The organism is Phytohabitans houttuyneae (genome assembly GCF_011764425.1).
GTDB lineage: Bacteria > Actinomycetota > Actinomycetes > Mycobacteriales > Micromonosporaceae > Phytohabitans > Phytohabitans houttuyneae.
Window position 1 is genome coordinate 1296875 of sequence record NZ_BLPF01000002.1, and the last position, 21450, is coordinate 1318324.

The following is a 21450-nucleotide window of genomic DNA, read 5'->3' on the forward strand; positions in this document are numbered from 1 at the left end:
CGTGAGCCTCCACGCCACGCCGGCCACCCGCCCAACGCGAGGTGGCCGGCCGCCGGGCTCACCGTGGCGGATGGTCGCCGCGCTCGCGGTCACCCAGACCGTCGGGTACGGCGTGCTCTACTACGCCTTCGCCGTCCTGCTACAACCGATGGCCCAAGCGCTCGACGCTTCGCCGGCGGCGGTGACCGTGGCGATGACAGCCTCGGTGCTGGCCGGCGCGGCGATGGCCGTCCCGGTCGGCCGTTGGCTGGACCGGCACGGCGGCCGCGCCCTGATGACCCTCGGCTCGATCGCCGCCACTGCCCTGGTGGCGGCCTGGTCGCAGGTACGCACACTGACGCAGCTCTACGCGGTCCTCATCGGCATCGGGGTCACGACCGCGATGGTTCTGTACGAGCCAGCCCTCACCGTCGTGGTGTCCTGGTTCCCGCCACAGCGGCGCGCCAAAGCGGTGCTCGCGATCGTCGTCGTGGCCGGGTTCGCCAGCACCATCTTCATGCCGTTGACCGGCCTGCTGCTGGACAACTACGGCTGGCGTAGCGCCCTGCTCATCCTCGCCCTCCTGCACGGTGCCGTGACCGTTCCGCTGCACGCGCTGACCGTCCGTACCCCGCCGCGGCTCGCGGCACAGCGGCGGCCGTCGAAGCAGCAGCGGGCGGCCGTGGTCCGCGCGGCCCTCGGGGATCGCCGCTTCTGGTGGTTGGCGGTCGCGTTCGTCGCGCACGGCGCGGCGATGGCCACCATGACGCTGCATCTGGTGGGGCTGCTGGTCCACAAGGGACATCCGATCACGTTCGCGGCGACGGTGGCCGGGCTGCTTGGGGTGCTCTCAGTGACCGGGCGGCTGCTGCTGACCGCGTTGCAACAGCGTTTGCGGCTGCCCGTGGTGGTCGCGGTGGTGTTCGTGATTCAGGCCGGCGCGGCGATCGCCTTGCCGATCGTGGCCGGCAGCCCGGTGGGCGCTGCGGTGGCGGTGGTCGCCTTCGGACTCGGGTTCGGGGTAGTCAGTTTGGTCAAGCCGCCGCTACTGGCCGACCGGTACGGCACCATCGCCTACGGCACCATCGGCGGCATCCTGGCCACCCCGATCACCGTCGCCAAGGCCACCGCGCCCCTGGGCGCGGCAGGGCTACTGGCCGTCGCCGGCTATCCGGCCACCTTCGTCGTGGTAGGAGCCGTCTGTCTTCTCGCCGCGGCCGGAATGCTGGCCCGCGCCTGGTCACCACCGCCGACGCTGGATGGGCCGCCGCTGCGTGATGGTGTCGGCGCAGGCGAGCGATCCACCGGCAGGATTGGCGGTCAGACGGTGGAGGGGACGCCGAACTCGTCCAGCAGTTGACGGACGCGGCGTTCGATCTCATCGCGGACCGGGCGGACCTGCTCCACGGGCAGGCCGGCCGGGTCGTCCAGCACCCAGTCCTCGTACCGCTTGCCAGGCGCCCGCCGGCGAGGCCGCCTTCTCCTGCAACGCGGCTGTCCCAACGATCGGCCCACCCGCGGTCGGTGGCCAGCCCAGGCGGCCGGCCGAAGACGGGGCGTTGACGAGCCTGTCAGTCGTCTGCTCGGCAGGCCGGCGCGGAGGACGGGCAAGTGTGAGGCTGGAGACGATCGGATGATTGGTGGACCCACGCTGCCGGCATACCCGGCCCTGAGCAGGTTCACGACGGACCGCTGTCAGGTCGCGTTGGTTCTCGGAAGCCGCAGCAGGGTGATGCCGATCCGGGTGAGGCTGGCAGGAACGGCCAGGAGCATAGGCGCCACCACGGCCGGAGCGAGCAGGGCGACGGCGGCCAGCATCGTCAGGTCCAGGCCGGCGAGCGCCGCGCCGGCGATGCAGCCGAGGCGGGCCCGGCGGTAGCCGTGCCGGCTGGTTGCCGCAGCGAGGAGGGTGGCGACAACGACGATCAGTAGGAGGCCGTACGCGACCGCCGCGAATGGGGGCACGGGCCACGCCCAGACCTGGCCGACGAGCAGGCTGGCGCCCCAGCTTCCGCCGACCAGCGGCCCGGTGGCCAGCAGCAGGCGGGCGGTGCGGCGGCCGGGGGACTGGGCCACGAACGCGGCGACGATCTGAGGCACCGTGCCGAATTCGGCGATCGCGGCGCGGGCCGCGGCGGCGGGCGGCAGCCCGACGCTCAGGTGGTGCTGCCAGGTCTCGTTCAGACCGTCGGCAAGCTCGTCGACCGCGTCGGCGGGGAGCCGGCGGGCCAGGGCGGCCAGGTGCGCGTCGATCAGCTGGTGGCCGGCCATGGCTTGCGCTCCAGCAGCGCGGTGACGGCGGTAGCGAACTCGCGCCAGCCGTCGCGGTCGGTGCGCAGCCGCCGTTGTCCGGCGGCGGTCAGCTGGTAGGTGCGGCGGCGACGCCCGTCGACCTGCGACCAGGAACCGGCGATCAGGCCGGCGGCTTCGAGCCGATGCAACGCGGGGTAGATGGTGCCGGTGGGTAGGTCGAATCGGCCGTCGCTACCGGCTTTGAGGGCCTCTTTGACCGCGTAGCCGTGCCGGGGACCGTCCTGCAGCGCGGCCAGCAGCAGCACGTCCAGATGCCCTTTGAGCGCCTGCGCGTCGGCCTTCACGTCTGCGAGCCTAACCCTCGGATAGGTAGGTATGCTACTGTCCCGCCTATAGGTAGTTAACCTAGCTATGGGTGGTGGTCTGCGTGGCGCCACAACTGGCCGTCGAGGTGCGCGGGCTGGTCAAGCGGTTCGGTGTGGTGACCGCGCTGTCCGGTGTCGACCTGCGGCTGCCCACCGGGGCCATCCTGGGGCTGCTCGGACCGAACGGCGCCGGCAAGACCACCGTCGTACGGATCCTGACAACCCTGCTGCGCCCCGACAGCGGGCAGGCGCGGGTGCTCGGCCTCGATGTCGTGCGTCAGGCGGGGGCGGTGCGAGGGGCGATCGGACTGTCCGGCCAGGTCGCCGCCGTCGACGGCTACCTGACCGGCCGAGAAAACCTGCGAATGATCGGCCGGCTCGCAGGACTGCGCCGCGCCGCGGCCCGCCACCGCGCTGACGAGCTCTTGGACGCGCTCGGCCTGGACAGCGCCGGGGACCGGACCGCCCGCACCTACTCGGGCGGGATGCGCCGCCGGCTCGACCTCGCCGCGAGCCTGGTCGCCGCGCCGGCCGTGCTGTTCCTGGACGAGCCCACCACCGGGTTGGACCCGCGCGGCCGCCTCGAACTCTGGCGGCTGCTCGAGGAGCTCGCGGTTCGGGGAACGAGTGTCGTGTTGACCACCCAGTATCTGGAGGAGGCCGACCGGCTCGCCGACCAAATCGCGGTGCTCGACCACGGCACGGTGATCGCGGCCGGCACGCCCGATGAGTTGAAGGCCCGCGTCGGCGGCGACCGCATCGAGCTGGGCGCACCGCCCGGCACCGACCCGCGCACCATCGCCGATGCCCTGCACGGCCTCGCCGACGTGTCACCCACTGTGGACAGTGCGGCAGGTCGGGTCGTGCTGCCGGTCGCCGACGGACCGGCCGTCCTACCCGAGCTCGCCGCCCGCCTCGCCGCGACCGGGCTGCGGATATCCGACCTCACGCTGCGCCGTCGCACCCTGGACGACGTCTTCCTCACCCTCACCGGCCAACCAACCGCGGCGGCCACCCACGCGCACGGCGACGGGAGGATGCGATGACCGTCGCCGCGCCTGGTCGCACCACACCGATGGCAGGGCCGGTGCGGCTGGCCGCGAACGTGGCCACGATCGCCGGACGGAACCTGCGCCGGCTGACCCGGGTACCTACCCTGATCGCTTTCGCCACCGCCCAGCCGGTGCTGTTCGTGCTGCTGTTCACCTATGCCTGGGGTGGCGCAGTCCATCCGCCGGGCGTCGAGCGGTACATCGACTACCTGCTGCCCGGCGTGTGGGTGCTGGCTATCGCGTTCGGCGCCTCACAGACCGCCGTCGCCGTCGCCGACGACCTGGCCACCGGCATGATCGACCGGTTTCGGGCGCTGCCCGTGGCCCGATCCGCCGTGCTGGCCGGCCGGGTCGCCGCCGACACCGTCCGGAACCTGTTCGTCCTGGCGTTGATGACCGGCGTCGGGTACGCCATCGGGTTCCGCTTCCACGCCGGCCCCGCCGCCGCGGCCGCCGCCATCGGTCTCGCGCTGTGCGTCGGGATCGCGTTCTCGTGGGTCTTCGCCCTGCTCGGCCTGCTGGTCCGCGACCCGGAAGCGGCCGGCACCGGCGGGCTGCTGGCCGTCATCCCGCTGATCTTCACCAGCTCCACCTTCGTCCCGGTCGCGACCTTCCCGGCTGGCTGCAAGCCTTCGCCAACCTCAACCCGATCACCGCCACCGTCGACGCCCTCCGCGCGCTGTGCCTGGGCGGCCCCACCGCCACCCACCTGTGGCACGCCACCGCCTGGATCGTGGGCATGCTCACCGTCACCGTGCCCGCGGCCGCGATCCGGTACCGACGAACCACCGCCAGGTGAAGCGGACGTCCGTCGTCGACGAGTGACGGTGGTCGGCGCCGGGCACCCGCCCATCGAACGCCTCCTCCCGAGACCCGGGGCACTCTGCGCCTGCCGCGCAACGCCACCCGCGGCGTCCTGCAACGCCGCCTCGAACGCATTCTGCAGGCCGTCAAGAATGGCGCACCGGAGCTTCTTGACGGAGGCGAACAGGCGCTCGACCGGGTGCTCAGGGCAGGCGCCGACCCAGCTTAGAAACGCCCAGAAGGAGGCCAGGAGCCGGACACCCGCTCACATCGGCGCGGGCGGCAGGTCGACGGTGACGTGCAGACCGCCGCCCGGGCGGGGGTGGGCGGCGAGCGGGGCGCGGTGTGCGTGGGCGATGGCGGCGACGATCGCCAGGCCGAGACCGTGCCCGCTGGTCTGGTCGGTGCGGTCGGTGCCGAGGCGCTGAAACGGTTGGAACATGCGGTCGATGTCCTCGTGCGTGATCGCCGCGCCCGTGTTGCTGACCGTCAGGCGGCCGGGGGCGCGGTGGCGATCTCCACGGTTCCGCCCAGGTTGTTGTGCCGTAGCGCGTTGTCGACAAGGTTGGTGACGAGGCTTGCGACAAGCCGTGGGTCGCCGGTCACCTCGGTTGGGTTGAGCGCGGTGTCCACGCGCAGGCCGAGGGCCTGGGCGCGGTGGTCGAGCACGACCTTGCGGGTCAGGTCGGCCAGGTCGAAGCGTTCCCGGCGTTCGATCGGTTGATAGCCGCTGGCCAGGGTGAGCAGCGCCTCGATGAGGTGTTCCTGCTGCTGGCCGAGGGCGAGCATCTCGGTGCAGGCGGATCGCAACGTGTCGGCGGTGGCGTCGGGGTCGGCGAGGGTGAGCTGGAGCAGGGTCCGTTGCACGGTCAGTGGTGTGCGCAGCTCGTGCGAGGCGTTGGCGATGAACTGCCGCTGCGCGCTGAACGACTCGTGCAGCCGCTGCCGCAGGCCGTCAAGGGTGTCGGCCAGCTCGGTGAACTCGCGGTAGGCGGCCGGAACCCGCAGGCGGCCGGTCAGGTCGTCGGCCGACATGGTGCGGGCGGAGGTGGTGATCACGCGTAGGGGGCGCAGCGCGCGGCCGGCGATCAGCCAGCCCACGGCGATCGACACCGCGGCGATGACGATGAGCGCGAGCGCCGAGTACCGCAGCACCTCGGGAAGGTTGCTGCTGGCCTGTGCGTTGGCGGGCTGCCCGGCGGCCGGCCCGGGGGCGGTGTTGCCGGCGGTCAGCAGCGGCAGGTCGACGAAGGCCAGCAGCAGCACGCCGCAGGCGAAGGCCAGCCCGGCGTGCAGGAGCGCCAGCCGGGTCCGCAGCCGGGGGCGGGCCGCCGGCTCGGTCACGGTTCACCGGTCCGGTACCCGCCCTCGCGGACGGTGTGGATAGCCGGTGGCTGGCCGAGTTTGGCGCGCAGTCGTCCGATCGTGGTCTTCACCGTGGTGGTGAACGGGTCGGTTGCCTCGTCCCAGACGCGTTCGAGCAGCTCCTCGGCGGAGACGACGCGGCCGCCGGCGGCGAGCAGGTGCGCGAGGACCGCGAACTCCTTCGGGCTGAGGTCCAGCCGCCGCCCGCCGCGTGTGGCGACCCGGCGGTTGGGGTCCAGCGAAAGGTCGCCGTTGTCCAGTACCGGCGGCAGTGCTGGCGTGCAGCGGCGGCCGAGCGCGCGGACCCGGGCGACAAGCTCGGCGAAGTCGAAGGGTTTTGGCAGGTAGTCGTCGGCGCCCAGGTCGAGGCCCTCGACCCGGTCGCGGACGGTGCCCGCCGCGGTCAGCATCAGCATCCGGGTGCCCGATCCGGAGGCGACGATGCGGCGGCACACCTCGTCGCCGTGTACGCCGGGCAGGTCGCGGTCCAGCACCACCACGTCGTAGCGGGTCACGGCCACCTGCGCCAGCGCCGCGTGGCCGTCGAGCGCGACGTCCACCGCCATCGCCTCGCGGCGCAGCCCGGCCGTGATCAGACCGCTCAACATGCGGTGATCTTCCACCACCAGCACCCTCATGCCGCCGCCATGGGGGTACACGATGCCAGCTCGCCGGTGACAGCCCGGTGACAGCGCAACGTACCGGGCCGTGACCGGTGCCGGCGTACAAAAGCGAGCCATGAGTGAAGCCACGAGCCGCGCCCTGATGCCGCGCCTGCTGCGCGCGGAATGGACCAAGTTCCGGTCGGTACCCGGCTGGGTGGCCGGCAGCGCGGTCGCGGCCCTGCTGATCGTGCTGTTTCCGCTCACCGGGCTGGGCGGTGGGGCGCCCGAGCGGGCGCGGCCGATCCCGATCGGGCCGGACGGCGCACCGGTCAGCACCGCCTTCTACTTCGTGCACCGCCCGCTGTCCGGCGACGGCCACATCACCGTCGCGGTCACCTCGCTGACCTCGCTGAGCGCCAGGGACGGCGGCGCGACCGCGGCATGGGCGAAGGCCGGCCTGATCATCACCGCCGGCTCCGCGCCCGGCGCACGGTACGCGGCGGTCATGGTCACCGGCGCCCACGGGGTACGGATGCAGCACGACTACATCCACGACAAGGCTGGGCCACCCGGAGAAGCGATGCGCTGGCTGCGGCTGACCCGCTCCGGCGACACGGTCACCGGCGAGGCGTCGCCGGACGGTACGCGGTGGAGCCGGGTCGGCACGGTCCGGCTGCCCGGGCTGGCCAACACCGTCCACGCTGGACTGTTCGTCGCCTGCCCGCAGGATGTGCGGGGAGTCGGCACGGCCAGCGATGTCGCCACGGCCGAGTTCGGCGAGCCGCGGGTATCAGGCGCCTGGCCCGCGGGCGGCTGGAGCGGTGACCAGATGGGAGCCGACACCGCCACCTTCGCCGGCTACCCGCCCGGCAGCTCCGGCGGGTTCACCCAGTCCGGAGGCGGGTTCACGGTGACCGGAGCGGGCGACCTCGCCCCGGCCGCACGCGTGGACGTCGTCCCGGCCGCCGCGGTCAACGACCTGCTCTTCGGGACGTTTCCGGCGCTGGTCGTCATCGTCGTGGTGGCCACCCTGACGATCACCACGGAGTACCGGTACGGGCTGATCCACAGCACGCTGAGCGCCGGCAACCGCCGGGGTCGGGTGCTGCTGGCCAAGGCGGTCGTGCTGGGTGGCGTCACGTTCACCACGAGCCTGGTCACCACTGTGCTCGCAGTGCGGCTGTGGTCGTGGCTGGTCCGCGGCCTCGGCGTCTACCTGTTTCCGGCCACGTCGGGTGCGCTGCTCCGCGCCGAGGTCGGCACCGCCGCGCTGCTCGCCCTCGCCGCCGTCTTCGCCCTGGGCGTCGGCACCATCCTGCGGCGCAGCGCCCCCGCGGTCACGATCGTCATCGTCGCCGTCGTCGTGCCCTACCTGCTGGCGCTGGTCCCGTTCCTGCCCCGCCGATGGCGCAGTGGCTGACCCGGGTCACGCCCGCCGCCGCCCTCGCCGTTCAACAGACGCTCGTCCGCCACCCGCAGGTAGACAGCGTCTACACCCCGGCGTACGGCTACTACCCCCTGCCACCCTGGGCCGGCATGGCCGTGCTGTGCGGGTACGCGCTGGTCGCCCTGGCGGTGGCGGCCGCCGTGCTCCACCGCAGGGACGCGTGAGCACCGTGCTCGCAGCGATTCGCGCGGAGTGGACGAAGCTGCGCACCACGCCCGGCCCGGCATGGCTGCTGCTGATCACCGCTGCCGTCACCGTGGGACTGGGCGCCGCGGTCTGCGCGCTGGCCACCTGCCCGCGCGCCGGCTGCGACCTCGACGCCGGCCGGCTCGCGCTCAGCGGCGTCTACCTGGGACAGGTCCCGATCGCGGTGCTGGCCGTCCTGGCCGTCAGCGGCGAGTACAGCACCAGGCTCATCGGCACCACGCTGACCGCCATCCCCAACCGCCCGGTCGTGCTGGCCGCCAAGGCGCTGGTACTCGTCGTCCCGGTGGCCGCCGTCGCCGCTTCGGCGCTGTTCGCCTGCCTGCTGATCGCCCGGATCGTCCTGCCCGACCGCCTGCCGCTGGAGGGGCCGATCCTGCGGGCCGGCGCCGGCTCGGTCGCCTACCTTGTCCTGATCGCCCTGCTCGGCCTCGGCGTCGCCGCCGTCGTGCGGGACTCGGCAGCCTCGATCGGGACCGTGCTCGGGCTGCTCTACCTGCCGCCGATCCTCACCCAGACGGTGGCCGACCCGCAGTTGCGGCGGCTGCTGGAGCGGGCGGCGCCGATGAGCGCGGGGCTGGCCATCCAGGCCACGGGCGACCTGCGCCACCTACCCATCGGCCCGTGGGCCGGGCTCGGTGTGGCAGCCGCCTGGTCCGTGGGGGCACTCCTGGCCGGCACGTTCCTGCTCCGGTTCCGCGATACCTGACCCGACCAGGGGTTTTCCCCGACTGACCATTTGGGTACTGAGGCGGCGTACTACTCAACCTCATCCCCCGGGAGTCGAAGTGTTGATTTTGGGTCTTGTGCTCACGTTGATCGGATGGCTGACGGGGATCGGCATCCTGACGACGATCGGCATCATCCTGCTCGTGGTCGGCGCCGTGCTGATGCTGCTCGGCTCCGTCAACCGGCCGGTCTTCGGCCGCCGATACTGGTATTAGCCGCCTAGAGACCTTTCGCCGTCAGGGTGGGGTGCGGTCGTGGTAGCCGTTTCAGAGGATCCAATTCGAACCTGATCCGAGCCACCGCGGCGTCCGTCGTGGTCCGGACCGTTGCTCCCGCGGCCTCACCCCCCGCGGTGGGGCGAGCTCACCCCAACCCCGGGTGCCGTCAGATCGTGGTCGTTTGCTGCCCCTACAACGGCAGCAGACGACCACGATCTGCTGTCTATCCCTGCGGTCGCCAGCTCAACCCAGGAGCCGGCTCCAGCAGATCTTGGCAAGTTACCGTCGAAATAACGCGCCAACTCACCAAGATTTCGAAGCTCACACCGACCCAAACTGCGGGCGGACTCGTGCACTCCCGCCTCGAAAGATCAGCAGAAGCGGCTGGACGCCGAGAGTTGGGAAGAGACCTCGAAGTCGAGCGACGCTAGTCTCCAGGATCTGCGGGAGCGGGGTTAGCTGGGCGACCGCGGAGGGTGAGGCCGCGGGAAAGCACCCCAAGAAAACGCTCCGCTGCGCTCCACGTTTCCCCGGGGGCCCCGCGCGACGGTCCGGACCACCGCGGGCGTCGCGGTAGCTCGCGTCTCGTTTGGGTTGGATTTACCGAAGGCCGCGGAGATCCGGTCTCCAGACCGCCCCTCGCGGCGTCAGGTAGTCCTCAGCCGGGCGTCAGCACGATCTTTCCGCGGAGCCCGCCGGCCAGCACCCGGCGGTGGGCGTCGGCGGCTTCGGCCAGCGGCAGCGTGGCCGCCACGCGGGTGCGCAGCTTGCCAGCCGCCACCTGCGCGACAAGCTCGGCCAGCAGCGTCCGCTCCAGGCGGATGAGCTGCAGGTCCTGGCGCACGCCGCGGGCCGGGTCGATGGGGGGCGTGGGCCGGGTGCAGACCACGACGCCCCGGTTTTCCACAGCGGCGGCCACCGCCTCGCCGAGCGGGACGGCGTCGAACACCGCGGGCACCGGCCCCACGTTGGCCAGGTCGGCCGAGCGCGGAACGACCTCGTGGACGCCGAGGTCGCGCACCCACTCCTCGTCGCCGTCGCTGGCCTGCGCCAACACCCGGTAACCGCCCTGAGTGGCGAGCTGTGCGGCGAAACCGCCGACCCCGCCGCTGGCACCGGTGACCAGGATGCGGCTGCCGGCGGACAGCATGCTCGACGCCAGCAGGCCCAGGCCCTGGTGGGCGGTCTGCGCGTTGAGCGGCACCGTGGCGGCGTGTGCGAAGTCGAGCTCGTCCGGCAGCGGCACCAGCCAGTCGGCGTCGGCGGCCACGAGCTCGGCGTAGCCCCCGGGTGCGCCGCGGGTCAGGTACCACGGGATCATCCCGACGACCCGGTCACCGACCTGGAAGTCGGTCGTGTCGGCGCCGACCGAGGCCACCTCGCCGGCGATGTCCCAGCCGGGCAGGAACGGTGGCTGCACCGGCCCTCGCGGGATCTGTCCGGTGGTGGCGGCCACGTCCGCCGGGTGCACGCACACCGCGCGGACCCGGACGACCACCTGCCCCGGCTGCGCCACAGGATCGGGCAGCTCCGTCACTTGCAGCACTTCAGGCCCGCCGAGCGCGGACGCGATGACCCCCAGCACGCGTCCACTATAGACCGAGGGGACGGCCGCGGGATTGCCCCGTCGGCACGCCTGGGATAGCGTTTTGATCATCGGTTTTGACCAGGGATGTCCGTATGTTCGTCACGCAGGAAGCTGCTGAGCACCGGGCGCCCGCCACGGCGGGCTCGTCCGGTCGAGCGGCACGACCGATCCGCGGAACCGTGGGGCTCGCGCAATGATCATCACGCTGGTCACCGACACCTTCAACGTCAACAACAACGGAACGACAATGTCGGCGACGCGGTTCGCCACCGCCCTCATGCAGCGCGGGCACACGGTGCGCGTGGTCGCGTGCGGCGACCCCGCGGGCGAGGGGACCGATGGGCCCGAGGTGTTCCATGTTCCGGAGCTGGTGGTGCCGATCGCGAGCCGGCTCGCCCATCGCCAGAACACCCTGTTCGCCAAGCCCGTCCAGGAGGTGCTGACCGCCGCGATCGAGGGTGCCGACGTCGTACACATCTACCAGCCGTGGCCGCTCGGCCGCGCCGCCGAGCGAACCGCCCGCCGGCTCGGCGTACCCGCCATCGCCGCGTTTCACATCCAGCCCGAAAACATCACGTACAACATCGGCCTGGGCTGGTTTCGGCCCGCCGCGCATCTGCTGTACATCCTGCTGCGCCTGGCCTTCTACGGGCGCTTCGCCGACATCCACTGCCCATCCACCTTCATCGCGGCACAGCTGCGCCGCCACGGGTACCGGGCACGGCTCCACGTGATCTCCAACGGGGTGGACAGCACCTTCCGGCCAGGGCCGGCGCGGGCGAGGAGAGCCGGCGAGCCGTTCCGCATCCTCATGGTGGGCCGCTTGTCCCCGGAGAAACGGCAGGACGTGCTGATCCGCGCCGTCGCGCGATCACGCCACGCCGCGCGCATCGAGCTGCACTTCGCCGGGCACGGCCCGTGGGACAAGCGCCTGCGCCGCATGGGCGCCACGCTGGTGAACCCGCCGCGCTTCGGCTACTACTCGCAGGAAGAGCTCATCGACCTCATCCACTCCTGCGATCTCTACGTGCACGCCTCCGATGTGGAGATCGAAGGGCTCTCCTGCATGGAGGCGTTCTCCTGCGGGCTCGTACCGGTCATCTCCGACAGCCGCCGAAGCGCGACCGGCCAGTTCGCGCTCGAGCCGGCAAACCTGTTCCGCTCCGGTGACCCGTCGTCGCTGGCCGAACGGATCGACCGCTGGATCGAGCATCCGGCGGAGCGTGAAACGCTGTCGGAGACCTACGCGCGCTACGGCCGGCTTTACGCGATCGACCGCAGCATCAAGGCGATCGAGCGGGTCTACGCGCGGGCCGACCGCACCCCGGAGGCACCGGCCGGATACGCCGGCTGGCCGTACCGCGTGTTCTCGACCGCCTTCTACTACGGCATCGCGGTGCCGGCCCTGTTTCTCTGGACACGGCTGATCCTCGGGGTGCGCACCGAAGGCCGAAACCGGCTGCCGCGCGCCGGCGGCGCGCTCACGGTCTGCAACCACGTGCACTTTCTCGACAGCGCACTCGTGGCGCTCGCCGTCTTTCCGCGCCGGGTGGTCTTCACCTCGGCGCCGATTAACCTCCAGAACCGGTGGTACGGCGGCCTGGTGCGGCTGCTCGGCGGTGTCGCGGTGCCGTCCACGCCATCAGGGCTGCCGCTCTTCTTCTCCGAACTGGAGCTGTTTCTCGCCAAGGGCAGGATCGTGCACTTCTTCCCCGAGGGAGACCTGAAGCCTTACGACACGAGCCTGCGCGACTTCAAACGCGGCGCGTTCCACCTCGCCGCCCAGGCCCGGGTCCCGGTCCTGCCGCTGTCCATCCGCTTCACACCGCCCACCGGAGTGGGCCGGCTGTTTCGCCGCAAACCCACGATGGTGGTCGTGCTCGGCGAGCCCATCGCACCCACCGCGACCGACCCGCGAAGCGACCGCCGCGCCCGCATGGAGATCGCCCGCCGCAGCATGCAGGACCTGATCAGCCGCCAGGCCTCGTAGTTGCGATAACGTCGAGCGGCACCTGGCGAACGGAGACGGCGCCATGAGTTTGGACCGTGACGACGAGGCGCATGAGGCCTACGACTGCGACGATCCGGCCGAGCCCGACTACGAGGCGTTCAGTAACCACGACGCGGTGACCGCGGACGACTGCTCCGAGCCCGACGCGGATGATCTCCCGCCCGACTCCTGGCCGCTGCTCGACGCCGCGCGGAGCTTCGTCCGGGGCACCGCGGCGGGGGAGGCGCTCAACGCCAAGCTCGAAGCCTTCGACCGCTTGGGCGACGACGCGAAGGCGAGGGCCGCCCCCCAGATTCGTGCGGACATCGCGACCGTCGTCGCCCGCGTGATCACGGCCGACCACCAGCGCCAGCAGTTCGAGGAAGCGCTGCGCGAGTGGCGGGCGGCGCCCGACGACTCCGAGGTGCCGGGCTGGCAGGAGCGGCACCCGCTCATCGCGCAGCTTGTGGAGCTGGCCGAGGAGATTCTCTCCGAGCTCGGCAAGGAGATGCTGTTCAAGATGCTGTTCGGCGCGCCGGTACCGCTGCCGCCCACCGACTTCGTGGAGGCGGTCTTCAGCGTACTGACGATGTGGGAGGCCACGAAGCACTGAGCGTGGGGTCCCCCGCGCGCGGGCGCGGGGGACCCCGGTCGGGCGCGGGTGCGCCCGTCACCCGACCCTGACGGGCGTCGAGATCAGCTCGTTGTCCGCCGGAAGCGCGTCCCGGTGGCCGAGCAACGTCGCCGTGGCCTTGAACGTGACCTTGCCGGCGGCCAGGTCGTCGCCGGTGACGGTGTAGTTGAAGGAGAAGCGGGTGGTCTGCCCCGTCGTCGTCGCGACGACCTGCTGGGTGGACGAGCCCACCAGTGCGAAGCCCGTCGACGTGCTCCGAAGGAGCGTCACCTGGACGTCCTCTATGTACCGGGTGTTCTTGACGTAGACGTTGATCCCGATCGTCTGGCCGACGCGTGCCGTCCCCGGCGCGGTCAGCCGGACGATCGACACGTCGTGCGTACGCACCGGAATGACCATCGAGGTCGAGCCGGTACGTCCGTCCCGTGTGGTCACCGTCAGCGTGACCGTGTAGTCGCCGTCCTTGCCGTACCGGTGCGTCGGGTACGGGCCGGTGCCGGTCGTGCCGTCGCCGAAGTCCCACGCCTGCGAGACGATGTCGACGCGTGCGGGGTCCCACGAGCGGTCGTAGAACTCGACGGTGTCGAACGCGCTGGGATCGCCCGGGTAGTAGCCGAACGAGGCCGACGGCGCGGGGGTGGCCTCCAGGCGGAAGTGGACGATGCCGGTGCCTGAGACCGCGCCGACCTGGAAGTGGTACGTCGTGCCGGCCTGGGCCGTGAACACGACGGGCTGGTAGTCGGCCTGGCGGCTGCACGAGACCTGCGACAGTGCCGAGATGTCGCTTCCGGTGTAGGCGGCGACCGCACCGAAGTACTCCTGGGTGGACGCCATCACCGACTGGGTGGTCGCCGGCGTGTACGAGTACCAGACGGTGCTGCTGGCGGTGAAGCAGCCGGTGGGCTCGCCGGGCTCCGTGCCGGCGGTGGTGAGGTCCTGCTCGTCGGTGAAGGGCAGCGCCGTGACGCTCGTGGCGTTGCCGAAGGAGTCGTTGCCGGCCGGCTGGCTCTGGCTGACGGCGAACTGGAGGCTTCCGCCGCCCGATCCGCCGCTGCCGCAGCACACGGCGACCATGAAGTAGTAGGTCGTCCCGGGGGTGGGGGAGAGCCTGATCTGCGACTGCAGCCCGCTGGTGTCGTCGTTGCAGGCCCACATGCTCAGCGAGTCCGGTGCACCGGTCCACGCGGACAGCACCGTGTCGTAGCCGCTGCCGAACGTGTTGGCCTCGATCAGGCCGACCGAGGTCGCCGTGTAGCTGAACCAGACAGATCCGTTGCTGGAGCAGCCGGTTGGATCACCTGGGTCCGATGTAGCGTCCGATGTGTCCTGGCTTGTGGTGTACGGCAGCGTGGCGATGGCGGTGGCGGCGGCGAAGTCGTCGTTGGCAGGCGCCGCGTATGCGGCGGTCGGTGCGACGGCCACGACGACGACTCCCGATAACGCCGCGATCACGCGTTGGCAGATCGTTCTCACTGGTAACTCCTTGGCGATCCGTCCGCTTGGCGCGAATCCGAGGAGTGCGAACTCGACGAACCCGTTGATTGATGTGCGTCGGCTCGTCGATATCCGTTACAGTAAGAAGTTGATCAATGGGTGACCGTGGCGTCACCACTCCACCGGCAGCGCGACAAGGCCGGCCAGCATGCCCTGCCGGATCACGATCTGCTCGGCCGGCACGGCCAGCCGCAGCGCCGGAATCCGCGCGAAGAGGGAGCGCAGAGCGACCTCCATTTCCAGCCGCGCGAGGTTCTGCCCGATGCATTGGTGACGGCCGTACCCGAAAGCGACGTGGTGCAGGTTGGTGCGGTGGATGTCGAACTCTTCCGCGTCCTCGAACACCGACTCGTCGTGGCTGGCGGCCATCGGCGAGATGAGGATCCCGTCGCCGGCCCGTATCGTGCGGCCGGCGAGCTCGATGTCCTCGGTGGCCACCCGCGACAGTGACGCCACGATCGACAGCGACCGCAGCAGCTCCTCGACGGCGCCGGCCATCAGCGAGTCGTCCGCCTTCAGCGCGGCCAGCTGCTCCGGGTGTTGCAGCAACGTCAGCACGCTCAGCGAGAGCATGTTGGCGGTCGTGTCATGGCCGCCGATCAGCAGCTCCTGTGCGAACATCACGAGCCCGAAGCGATCGAGGTTTCCGTCCTTGACGTGCGTTTCCAGCAGGTCGTCCAGCAGCCCTCGCGGCGTGGTGCCGGGCCGGGTCGCCTTGGTCTCCACCAGGCGGTCCAGGTAGCCGTTCAGGAGCAGCATCGCGTCGCCGTTCACCGGATCCAACCGGCGCCGGGTCTGTTCCTCGAAGAACTCGTGGTCCTCGTACGGCACGCCCAGCAGTTGGCAGATCACCATCGACGGAATCGGCAGCGCGAAGTCCGACACGAGTTCGGCCGGCGGCCCTTGAGCGAGGATCGTGTCCAGGCGGTCGTCGACGACGGTCTGTACGGCCTCGCGCAGCGTCGCGATCCGCCGGACCGTGAACCACGGCGCGAACAGGCGCCGCCGCGCGCTGTGGTGGGGCGGGTCCGTCGCGAGCAGCGCGGTGTCCAGCGGGCGCGCCTCGTTCAGGGCGCCCAGCGCCGGAAACGGGACCGGAAACATGAGGTTTTCGTGGCTGCGGCTGGACGAGGTGCGCGGGTCGCTCAGGATCGCGCGGGCGGCCGCGTGGCCCACGATCGCCCACATCGGACGGCCGTCGTAGAGCTTCACCTCGCAGACCGGTCCTTGCGCGCGCAGGGCCGCGTAGCCGTCGGGCAGCCGGTGCGGGCAGGTGCGGTCGATCGGATAGTCGGGGCGTTCCTGTCGCGCATCGGCAACGGTGATGTCGGTCAAGTCGGCCTCCTCGCCAGATGGGAGTTCGAACCCGGACACCACCACCCGTCCTCATCCGCGTTGATGCCGTGACGTGGCGGTCTGCACGGCAGTCTCGGCCACGACCCGTGGCGTGAGCATGGCCCATTCACGGGATTTTCGGCATGGCGTGCCGAAATACCGGACGGGCTGACGGCGTCAGCGAGCGGCGCCGCGGTACGGGGCCAGGAAGGCGGTCAGCGCCGCCAGCAGCTGGTCCGGTGACTGTTCGGCGAGCCAGTGGCCGGTACCGGCGATGACCTCACCCCGCACGTCGTCCGCGAGGGGCTCCATCGCCTCCGCGACGTGCGGGCCGTAGCTGGCCTCCCCGCCGACCGCGAGGACGGGCATGGTCAGCGGCTGGTTGCGGCGTTGCTGGTTCTGCGCGACGGTCGCGTCGAGCGCCCGGTACCAGCCGAAGCTGCCGCGCAGCGCGTCCGGATCGGACAGGATGCCGACGTAGTAGTCGATCACCTCGTCGGGCAGGTCGCCGCCCTGGACGGCGAACTCGTAGCCGAAGAAGACGTCCTCGCGTCCGGCCACGAGCTGTTCGGGCAGCCGGTCGACCCGGTTGAAGGGCAGGTGCCAGAGGCGGTCGTTGAGCGGGCCGGGGCTGAACAGCGGCGGTGACGGCGCCGCCCCGGGCGGGCCGGGGATCTCCGCGAGCGCGACGCGGTCCACCCGGTCCGGGTGATCGGCGGCCAGCGCGTAGGCGATCGCGAACCCGGTGTCGTGGCCGACGACGGCGAAGCGCTGGTGACCGAGCGCGTCCATCACGGCGGCCAGGTCGTCGGCGAGGCTTCCGGTGTCGTACCCGCCGTCGGGCTTGTCGGACAGCCCCATGCCGCGCTGGTCGACGGCGACGACCTCGAAGTCGCGGGCCAGCGCCGGCATCAGCAGGCGCCACGCGTACCAGGTCTCCGGCCAGCCGTGCACCAGCAGCAGCGGAGGCCCGTTGCCGCCGACGACCGCGTGCAGGCGCAGCTCGCCGGTGTCCACGTAGATGCCGGAGAAGGTGTCGGTGAAGCCGTCGGGCAGGCCCGGCGCGCCGGCGACGGAGGCCACGCCGCTCGGTACGGGCAGGGCGAGGGTGGTTGAAGGCATGCGTCCAGCCTGGCCGGCGACGGCGCAGGCCGCCTCACCCGCGGCGGGGGAACCGGCGGGTCGACCTCGGGAGGTTTGACGAGATCCACTTCGGGAAAAGACGGGATCCGAGCCTGACATGGCCGCTTGGCCGCAGGAGGGATTCAGGTTCGACGGACGGCCAGGGCGACGGGTAGCCGAGGGGTTGGCACCCTGAGCCCTGGCCTGTCACCCCCGCTACCAGGTCACCGGCAGCCGGTGTACGCCGTGGACGGCCATGTCGGTGCGCAGCGGGACCTCCTCGGGCGGCACGGCGAGCCGGAGGTCGGGAAAGCGGCGCAGCAGCGCGCTGAAGCCGACCCGCATCTCGATCCGGGCCAGCTGCTGGCCCAGGCACTGGTGCACGCCGTGCCCGAAGGCGAGGTGCCCGCCCGCCGGCCGGTCGACCGCCAGCCGGTCCGGGTCGTCGAACTGGGCGGCGTCGCGGTTGGCCTCGTTCATCGCGACCACGACCGTCTCGCCCGCCGCGACCCGCTCGCCGGCGAGCTCGACGTCCTCCAGCGCGGTCCGGGCCAGTCCGATGTGGATGATGGACAGGTAGCGCAGCAGCTCCTCGACGGCGTTTTCGGCCAGCGACGGGTCGGCCCGCAGCGCCGCGAGCTGGTGCGGGTCGCGCAGCAGCGCGTAGGTGCCGAGGGCGAGCATGTTCGCGGTCGTCTCGTGGCCCGCGACCAGCAGCAGCATCGCGATCCCGGTCAGCTCCTCGTCGGTCAGCTCGGCGTGCGCGGCCAGCCCGCTCAGCACGTCGTCGCCGTGCCCGCCGCGCTTGGAGCGCACCAGGCCGTACACGAACTGCCCCAGGCCGGTGATCGCCTCCCGGAACTCCTCCACGCCGAGGCCGACCCGCAGCAGCGCGGCGGTCTGCTGCTGGAAGTGCTCGCGCTCGCTGTACGGCACGCCGAGCAGCTCGCAGATGACCAGCGACGGGATCGGCAGCGCGTACGCCCGCACCAGGTCGACCGGCGGGCCCTGCCGTGCCATCGCGTCAAGGTGCTCCTCGACGATCGCCTCGATCCGTGGTGTCAGCGCGGTCATCCGCCGCATGCTGAACTGCCGGGTGAGTAGCCGCCGGTACCGGGTGTGCTCGGGCGCGTCCATGCGGACGAACCAGCCGGGGCGCGCGGGTCCGCCCTGCTCGATGATCGGCAGCCGGACGGGGGAGTGGCGCAGCTCCTGTCGGGCGCTGAAGCGGGCGTCGCCGAGCACCTGCCGCGCCGCCTCGTACCCGGTCACCAGCCAGCCGAGGTGACCGTCCGGAAAGGACAGACGCTGTATCGGCTTGCCGGAACGCAGGTTGGCCGGCGGGTCGAACGGGTGCTCGCGCGCGAGCGTCATGGTCATCGGGTTCGGCATGTCAACCTCCGTCGATGGTCGGCATTGCCAGGGTAGGCGCGGCGAGTCGTTACCGCGCCTCGATGACCTCTCCGTGCTGGTTGATCGTGTGGGTCCGCCAGTAGACGTCCCACTCGTCGTCCACCCGCTTCGGCTCCTGGCCGGCCGGGTAGCGGGTCCAGCCGGCCGGTGGCTCCTCGCCCTTGGCGACGCACTGCCGGCCGGTGTTGTCGATCTGCTGCACCGGGTACTCGCCTGAGCCGCAGATGGCGTCCTGGAAGCCGCAGGCCACGACGAGTGCGGCCACGAACAGGCCGGCGGTGGGTAGGGCGAACGCGCGCCGCAGGATGCCCACCGCTCAGCCCCGGCGTTCGCGGATGATGTCGGTGCCGGTCTCGCCCGGCGCTTCCGGCTCCCGGTCGATGCGGTCGACCTCGGTGAAGCCGGCCTTGGTGGCGACCGCGGCCGACGCGGCGTTGCTGGCGTCGTGGCGGATGGCCACCCGGTCGATACCGGGCAGGGCGAGGGCCACCTGGGCCAGCTTTTCCACGGCGGCGGTCATGTAGCCACGGCCGGCGTACCGCGTGCGGGTCCAGTAGCCGATCTCCAGCACGCCGGGGCCCATCCGGGACATCAGGCCGATCGCGCCGACCAGGTCGCCGCCCGTGTCGAAGATGGCGTAGTTGAATGTCGTGCCCTTGGCCCACTCCTCCGTCGACGTGGCGATGAAGGCGTGCGTGGCGGCCGTGTCGTAGCTGTCCTTTGCCCACGGCAGGAACCGCTTGAGCTCGGGCAGGGACTCCCGCACGGCCGCCGTCGCGAGCTCGGCCCACTCCGGCTCCCAGCGCTTGAGCACCAGCTCACCGACAGTGATCTTCTCGGGCGGCTCCATGCTTCACCAGCTTCCTGGTCCGTCCGACCGCTCGCAACCCGATTCGGCTCGCCCGCGAGCGCGGTGTAAACGGTTACCCAGCAGGCCCACGACCGTCCCTGTGGGACACGCCCTAACGGTCTCATCGCCCGCGCCGTGGTTGGGGCGGCCGCGCAGACCGGCCTCCTGCACGGTGACCTCCGCACGGGTGGCGTACGTCACACCAGGGGAGTCGTGTATGGACTAGCGCATTTGAAGAGGTCTTCAATTGCTACATGTGCTCGGTTGGAGTGGTGTGATGGTTCCGCTGTACCAGGCCGAGGCGGAGTTCTTCCGGACGTTGGGGCACCCGGTCCGGATTCGGGTGCTGGAGTTGCTCGGTGACGGGCCGCGGTCGGTGCGTGAGCTGCTTGACGCCGTCCAGATCGAGGCGTCCAGCCTGTCGCAGCAGTTGGCGGTGCTGCGCCGCGCGGGGATTGTGACGTCGCATCGCGAGGGCAACTCGGTCCTTTACGTCTTGGCGGGGCCAGATGTGGCGGACCTGCTGCGGGCAGCGCGCAGCTTCCTGACCGGGCTGCTGGCGAGCCAGGCCGAGTTGCTTGACGCTCTTCGCGATGAACCGTTGGCGCGGGCGGCATGACGGGGCGTCGCCCGCCGTTGCGGCGCCGCAGGCCTCGGCCGGTGGTCGCGTCGCGGTGGAGGCGCATGCCGGCCGCGATGACACCGGCACAGTCCGCGGCGTGGGAGGCGTGCCGCGCGATCGACACTGGTTTGCTGCCGGCGTTGCACCGGCCTGAGGTTGATCGGGCCGAGGTCAGGTCCCATCTCGGGGCGCTCGGCCTGCGGATAGTCCGGCACCGCTCGGGTTGGGGTGAGCACGGGGCGATGCTGGTGGTCGCTTTGCATTGCGCGATGGGTCTGTACGGCAGGGGCGAGCACGCCGATTTGGCGGGCCTGATGCAGGACGTCAGCGAACGCCTGTACCGGCTGTCCATCACCTCGACCGGTGACGACCGACCGCCTTCTGGCGGTGGGGCACCGCCGTAGCGGACCCCCGTGCCGGCTGTCGAGGGACTCCCGATGCCGCGTCGACCGGCCCTCGCCCGATGTGGCGGGACCGCGGAGGACATCCGTTCACTCCGCCGGCGCCGCGGTCGCCGGGCAGGTCCGATCAGGCGCAGCGCGGGCGGGTTGTGCTGATGGTCATGGACGAGAGCGGGCCGAAGGGCCCAGCAGCCCCGTCACAGGATGTCCGCCTCGTTCAGCGTGGACAGGTGCATCCAGACGATGTGCGCACCGTCCGCGAGACGATCGGTGCGGTCGCGACCGCCTACAGGCTCGATCCGGCGGCGGTCAGGGTGCGGCTGACCGGTGGTGGCGAGCCCGGCGGCCCGATGCTGGTCCAGGTCAACTTCCGTGTTGGTGGCGCGCCGGCCCGGATTCAGGTCGCGGCCAGCCCGGCCCGAGAGGCGGTCGTCGCGGCTGTGGACCGGCTGCGGCGCCAGATCGACCGGTTGACCAGGGCCTGGCACCCGGGCCTTGGCCGGAGCCGGGCAAGCGGTCGCTGGGTGCGCCGGGCGCGGGTGTCGTCGCACGGTTGAAGACGTTTCGACTGCATTTCGGGATGCCGTGCCAGGCGGCGGCGTTCATGAATGCCATGGACTTCGACGTGGCGCTGTACACCGACGCGGAGAGCGGGGAAGAGGCTATCGTCTACCGGGCCGGGCCCACCGGCCTGTGCCTGTCGCGTCAACGAAGTGCGAACCCGCCGTCGATGCCGGTGACGCTGCCGCTGACCATCGACCCGCGGCGGGTGCCCAGGCTGACCGCGGCCCAGGCCGCGCACCGTCTGGCTGAGGGCTGGCTGCCATTCGTGTTCTTCACGGACCGGCGGACCCGGCGAGGAAACCTGTTGTACCGCCGGTACGACGGCGACTTGGGCCTTATCGCTCCGAGCGAGCCCGACAGTTCGGTTGTGGTCCGCCCCACTGTATTGCTGTTCTTATGAGTTGCTAAGTTTAGCA

The 21450-nt window shown here is 71.3% G+C and carries 24 protein-coding genes and 1 pseudogene; 13 read left to right on the forward strand and 12 right to left on the reverse strand.

All coding sequences use genetic code 11. The features are described 5' to 3' along the window. Window position 1 precedes the first annotated feature (1 nt). Complete coding sequence (locus Phou_RS29320) at window positions 2-1339, forward strand: MFS transporter (RefSeq protein ID WP_246273941.1); 1338 nt, start codon at window positions 2-4, stop codon at window positions 1337-1339. Between the two features lie 335 nt (window positions 1340-1674). Here the strand turns inward: Phou_RS29320 and Phou_RS29330 are convergent, their stop codons facing one another. Continuing rightward, window positions 1675-2250 carry a hypothetical protein gene (locus Phou_RS29330; RefSeq protein WP_173061666.1) on the reverse strand — a complete coding sequence of 192 codons (576 nt, stop codon included), beginning with the start codon at window positions 2248-2250 and terminating at the stop codon, window positions 1675-1677. Then, window positions 2232-2576 carry a PadR family transcriptional regulator gene (locus Phou_RS29335; protein WP_173061669.1) on the reverse strand — a complete coding sequence of 115 codons (345 nt, stop codon included), beginning with the start codon at window positions 2574-2576 and terminating at the stop codon, window positions 2232-2234. Before Phou_RS29335 ends, Phou_RS29330 begins: the two co-directional genes overlap by 19 nt. A gap of 83 nt (window positions 2577-2659) precedes the next feature. On the opposite strand from Phou_RS29335, the gene Phou_RS29340 reads away from it, so the two are divergent. Together Phou_RS29340 and Phou_RS55725 are read left to right on the forward strand one after the other, a co-directional pair. Continuing rightward, on the forward strand, window positions 2660-3643 hold the full coding sequence (locus Phou_RS29340; protein WP_425571221.1) for an ATP-binding cassette domain-containing protein: 984 nt from the start codon (window positions 2660-2662) through the stop codon (window positions 3641-3643). A 29-nt stretch (window positions 3644-3672) separates the two neighbouring features. Next, window positions 3673-4206: pseudogene (locus Phou_RS55725) on the forward strand (ABC transporter permease); the annotation flags it as partial. A 512-nt stretch (window positions 4207-4718) separates the two neighbouring features. On the opposite strand, the gene Phou_RS55730 reads toward Phou_RS55725, so the two are convergent. Genes Phou_RS55730 through Phou_RS29355 form a run of 3 tightly spaced genes read right to left on the reverse strand, consistent with a single transcriptional unit; the run spans window position 4719 to window position 6456 of the window. Further along, window positions 4719-4895, reverse strand: a complete 177-nt coding sequence (locus Phou_RS55730; RefSeq protein WP_371872208.1) for an ATP-binding protein — start codon at window positions 4893-4895, stop codon at window positions 4719-4721. Between the two features lie 47 nt (window positions 4896-4942). After that, a complete protein-coding gene (locus Phou_RS29350) occupies window positions 4943-5797 on the reverse strand; it encodes a sensor histidine kinase (protein WP_218579253.1) in 855 nt (284 codons plus the stop codon). Beyond that, entirely contained in the window at window positions 5794-6456 is a 663-nt protein-coding gene (locus tag Phou_RS29355) for a response regulator transcription factor (RefSeq protein ID WP_173061673.1), read from the reverse strand. Before Phou_RS29355 ends, Phou_RS29350 begins: the two co-directional genes overlap by 4 nt. Window positions 6457-6556: 100 nt before the next feature. Between Phou_RS29355 and Phou_RS29360 the strand changes: the two genes are divergently transcribed. Genes Phou_RS29360 through Phou_RS56205 form a run of 4 tightly spaced genes read left to right on the forward strand, consistent with a single transcriptional unit; the run spans window position 6557 to window position 9018 of the window. After that, window positions 6557-7843 (forward strand): DUF1349 domain-containing protein, encoded by a 1287-nt coding sequence (locus Phou_RS29360; RefSeq protein WP_246273942.1) that lies wholly within the window; start codon window positions 6557-6559, stop codon window positions 7841-7843. After that, window positions 7828-8034, forward strand: coding sequence for a hypothetical protein (locus tag Phou_RS53170; protein ID WP_246273943.1), 207 nt, complete (start codon window positions 7828-7830; stop codon window positions 8032-8034). The genes Phou_RS29360 and Phou_RS53170 overlap by 16 nt, the downstream gene beginning before the upstream one ends. After that, on the forward strand, window positions 8031-8783 hold the full coding sequence (locus tag Phou_RS29365; protein WP_246273944.1) for an ABC transporter permease: 753 nt from the start codon (window positions 8031-8033) through the stop codon (window positions 8781-8783). The genes Phou_RS53170 and Phou_RS29365 overlap by 4 nt, the downstream gene beginning before the upstream one ends. Then, window positions 8713-9018 carry an archaeosortase/exosortase family protein gene (locus tag Phou_RS56205; protein WP_503827010.1) on the forward strand — a complete coding sequence of 102 codons (306 nt, stop codon included), beginning with the start codon at window positions 8713-8715 and terminating at the stop codon, window positions 9016-9018. The genes Phou_RS29365 and Phou_RS56205 overlap by 71 nt, the downstream gene beginning before the upstream one ends. 661 nt (window positions 9019-9679) lie before the next feature. Here Phou_RS56205 and Phou_RS29375 read toward each other — a convergent pair. Next, window positions 9680-10606, reverse strand: coding sequence for an NADP-dependent oxidoreductase (locus Phou_RS29375; protein WP_173061680.1), 927 nt, complete (start codon window positions 10604-10606; stop codon window positions 9680-9682). Window positions 10607-10802: 196 nt separating this feature from the next. Here Phou_RS29375 and Phou_RS29380 point away from each other — a divergent pair, with 196 nt between their 5' ends. Further along, window positions 10803-12599, forward strand: coding sequence for a glycosyltransferase (locus Phou_RS29380; RefSeq protein WP_173061683.1), 1797 nt, complete (start codon window positions 10803-10805; stop codon window positions 12597-12599). 43 nt (window positions 12600-12642) lie between these two features. Next, window positions 12643-13212: a sigma-70 family RNA polymerase sigma factor gene (locus Phou_RS29385; protein WP_173061686.1), complete on the forward strand. Its 570-nt coding sequence runs from the start codon at window positions 12643-12645 to the stop codon at window positions 13210-13212. A 57-nt stretch (window positions 13213-13269) separates the two neighbouring features. Here the strand turns inward: Phou_RS29385 and Phou_RS54600 are convergent, their stop codons facing one another. The 6 genes from Phou_RS54600 to Phou_RS29415 all read right to left on the reverse strand — a co-directional run bounded on the left by Phou_RS54600 (window position 13270) and on the right by Phou_RS29415 (window position 19447). Continuing rightward, window positions 13270-14706, reverse strand: coding sequence for a PKD domain-containing protein (locus Phou_RS54600; protein ID WP_281365096.1), 1437 nt, complete (start codon window positions 14704-14706; stop codon window positions 13270-13272). Between the two features lie 132 nt (window positions 14707-14838). Further along, the gene (locus tag Phou_RS29395) at window positions 14839-16062 is read right to left on the reverse strand and encodes a cytochrome P450 (RefSeq protein WP_218579254.1); all 1224 of its coding nucleotides are present in this window, start codon (window positions 16060-16062) and stop codon (window positions 14839-14841) included. A 177-nt stretch (window positions 16063-16239) separates the two neighbouring features. Then, window positions 16240-17184, reverse strand: a complete 945-nt coding sequence (locus Phou_RS29400; RefSeq protein ID WP_173061689.1) for an alpha/beta fold hydrolase — start codon at window positions 17182-17184, stop codon at window positions 16240-16242. 216 nt (window positions 17185-17400) lie between these two features. Further along, window positions 17401-18576 carry a cytochrome P450 gene (locus tag Phou_RS29405; protein ID WP_173061692.1) on the reverse strand — a complete coding sequence of 392 codons (1176 nt, stop codon included), beginning with the start codon at window positions 18574-18576 and terminating at the stop codon, window positions 17401-17403. A 49-nt stretch (window positions 18577-18625) separates the two neighbouring features. Then, window positions 18626-18910, reverse strand: coding sequence for an SCO0607 family lipoprotein (locus Phou_RS29410; protein WP_218579255.1), 285 nt, complete (start codon window positions 18908-18910; stop codon window positions 18626-18628). A 3-nt stretch (window positions 18911-18913) separates the two neighbouring features. Then, entirely contained in the window at window positions 18914-19447 is a 534-nt protein-coding gene (locus Phou_RS29415; protein WP_173061695.1) for a GNAT family N-acetyltransferase, read from the reverse strand. 274 nt (window positions 19448-19721) lie between these two features. Between Phou_RS29415 and Phou_RS29420 the strand changes: the two genes are divergently transcribed. The 4 genes from Phou_RS29420 to Phou_RS29435 all read left to right on the forward strand — a co-directional run bounded on the left by Phou_RS29420 (window position 19722) and on the right by Phou_RS29435 (window position 21434). Further along, a complete protein-coding gene (locus Phou_RS29420; RefSeq protein WP_173061698.1) occupies window positions 19722-20066 on the forward strand; it encodes an ArsR/SmtB family transcription factor in 345 nt (114 codons plus the stop codon). Between the two features lie 65 nt (window positions 20067-20131). Continuing rightward, window positions 20132-20473: a hypothetical protein gene (locus Phou_RS29425; RefSeq protein ID WP_173061701.1), complete on the forward strand. Its 342-nt coding sequence runs from the start codon at window positions 20132-20134 to the stop codon at window positions 20471-20473. Between the two features lie 227 nt (window positions 20474-20700). After that, a complete protein-coding gene (locus Phou_RS29430) occupies window positions 20701-21027 on the forward strand; it encodes a hypothetical protein (RefSeq protein ID WP_173061704.1) in 327 nt (108 codons plus the stop codon). After that, window positions 21024-21434 carry a hypothetical protein gene (locus Phou_RS29435; RefSeq protein WP_173061707.1) on the forward strand — a complete coding sequence of 137 codons (411 nt, stop codon included), beginning with the start codon at window positions 21024-21026 and terminating at the stop codon, window positions 21432-21434. The genes Phou_RS29430 and Phou_RS29435 overlap by 4 nt, the downstream gene beginning before the upstream one ends. Window positions 21435-21450: the final 16 nt, after the last annotated feature.

What these genes read in the sequence shown, in the direction of transcription:
- Phou_RS29415 (WP_173061695.1), bottom strand. Translation starts at nt 19,447, where the DNA reads ATGGAGCCGCCCGAGAAGATCACTGTCGGTGAGCTGGTGCTCAAGCGC.
- Phou_RS29355 (WP_173061673.1), bottom strand. Translation starts at nt 6,456, where the DNA reads ATGAGGGTGCTGGTGGTGGAAGATCACCGCATGTTGAGCGGTCTGATC.
- Phou_RS29380 (WP_173061683.1), top strand. Translation starts at nt 10,803, where the DNA reads ATGATCATCACGCTGGTCACCGACACCTTCAACGTCAACAACAACGGA.
- Phou_RS53170 (WP_246273943.1), top strand. Translation starts at nt 7,828, where the DNA reads ATGGCGCAGTGGCTGACCCGGGTCACGCCCGCCGCCGCCCTCGCCGTT.
- Phou_RS29400 (WP_173061689.1), bottom strand. Translation starts at nt 17,184, where the DNA reads ATGCCTTCAACCACCCTCGCCCTGCCCGTACCGAGCGGCGTGGCCTCC.
- Phou_RS29405 (WP_173061692.1), bottom strand. Translation starts at nt 18,576, where the DNA reads ATGCCGAACCCGATGACCATGACGCTCGCGCGCGAGCACCCGTTCGAC.
- Phou_RS29360 (WP_246273942.1), top strand. Translation starts at nt 6,557, where the DNA reads ATGAGTGAAGCCACGAGCCGCGCCCTGATGCCGCGCCTGCTGCGCGCG.
- Phou_RS55730 (WP_371872208.1), bottom strand. Translation starts at nt 4,895, where the DNA reads ATGTTCCAACCGTTTCAGCGCCTCGGCACCGACCGCACCGACCAGACC.
- Phou_RS29425 (WP_173061701.1), top strand. Translation starts at nt 20,132, where the DNA reads ATGCCGGCCGCGATGACACCGGCACAGTCCGCGGCGTGGGAGGCGTGC.
- Phou_RS29385 (WP_173061686.1), top strand. Translation starts at nt 12,643, where the DNA reads ATGAGTTTGGACCGTGACGACGAGGCGCATGAGGCCTACGACTGCGAC.
- Phou_RS29330 (WP_173061666.1), bottom strand. Translation starts at nt 2,250, where the DNA reads ATGGCCGGCCACCAGCTGATCGACGCGCACCTGGCCGCCCTGGCCCGC.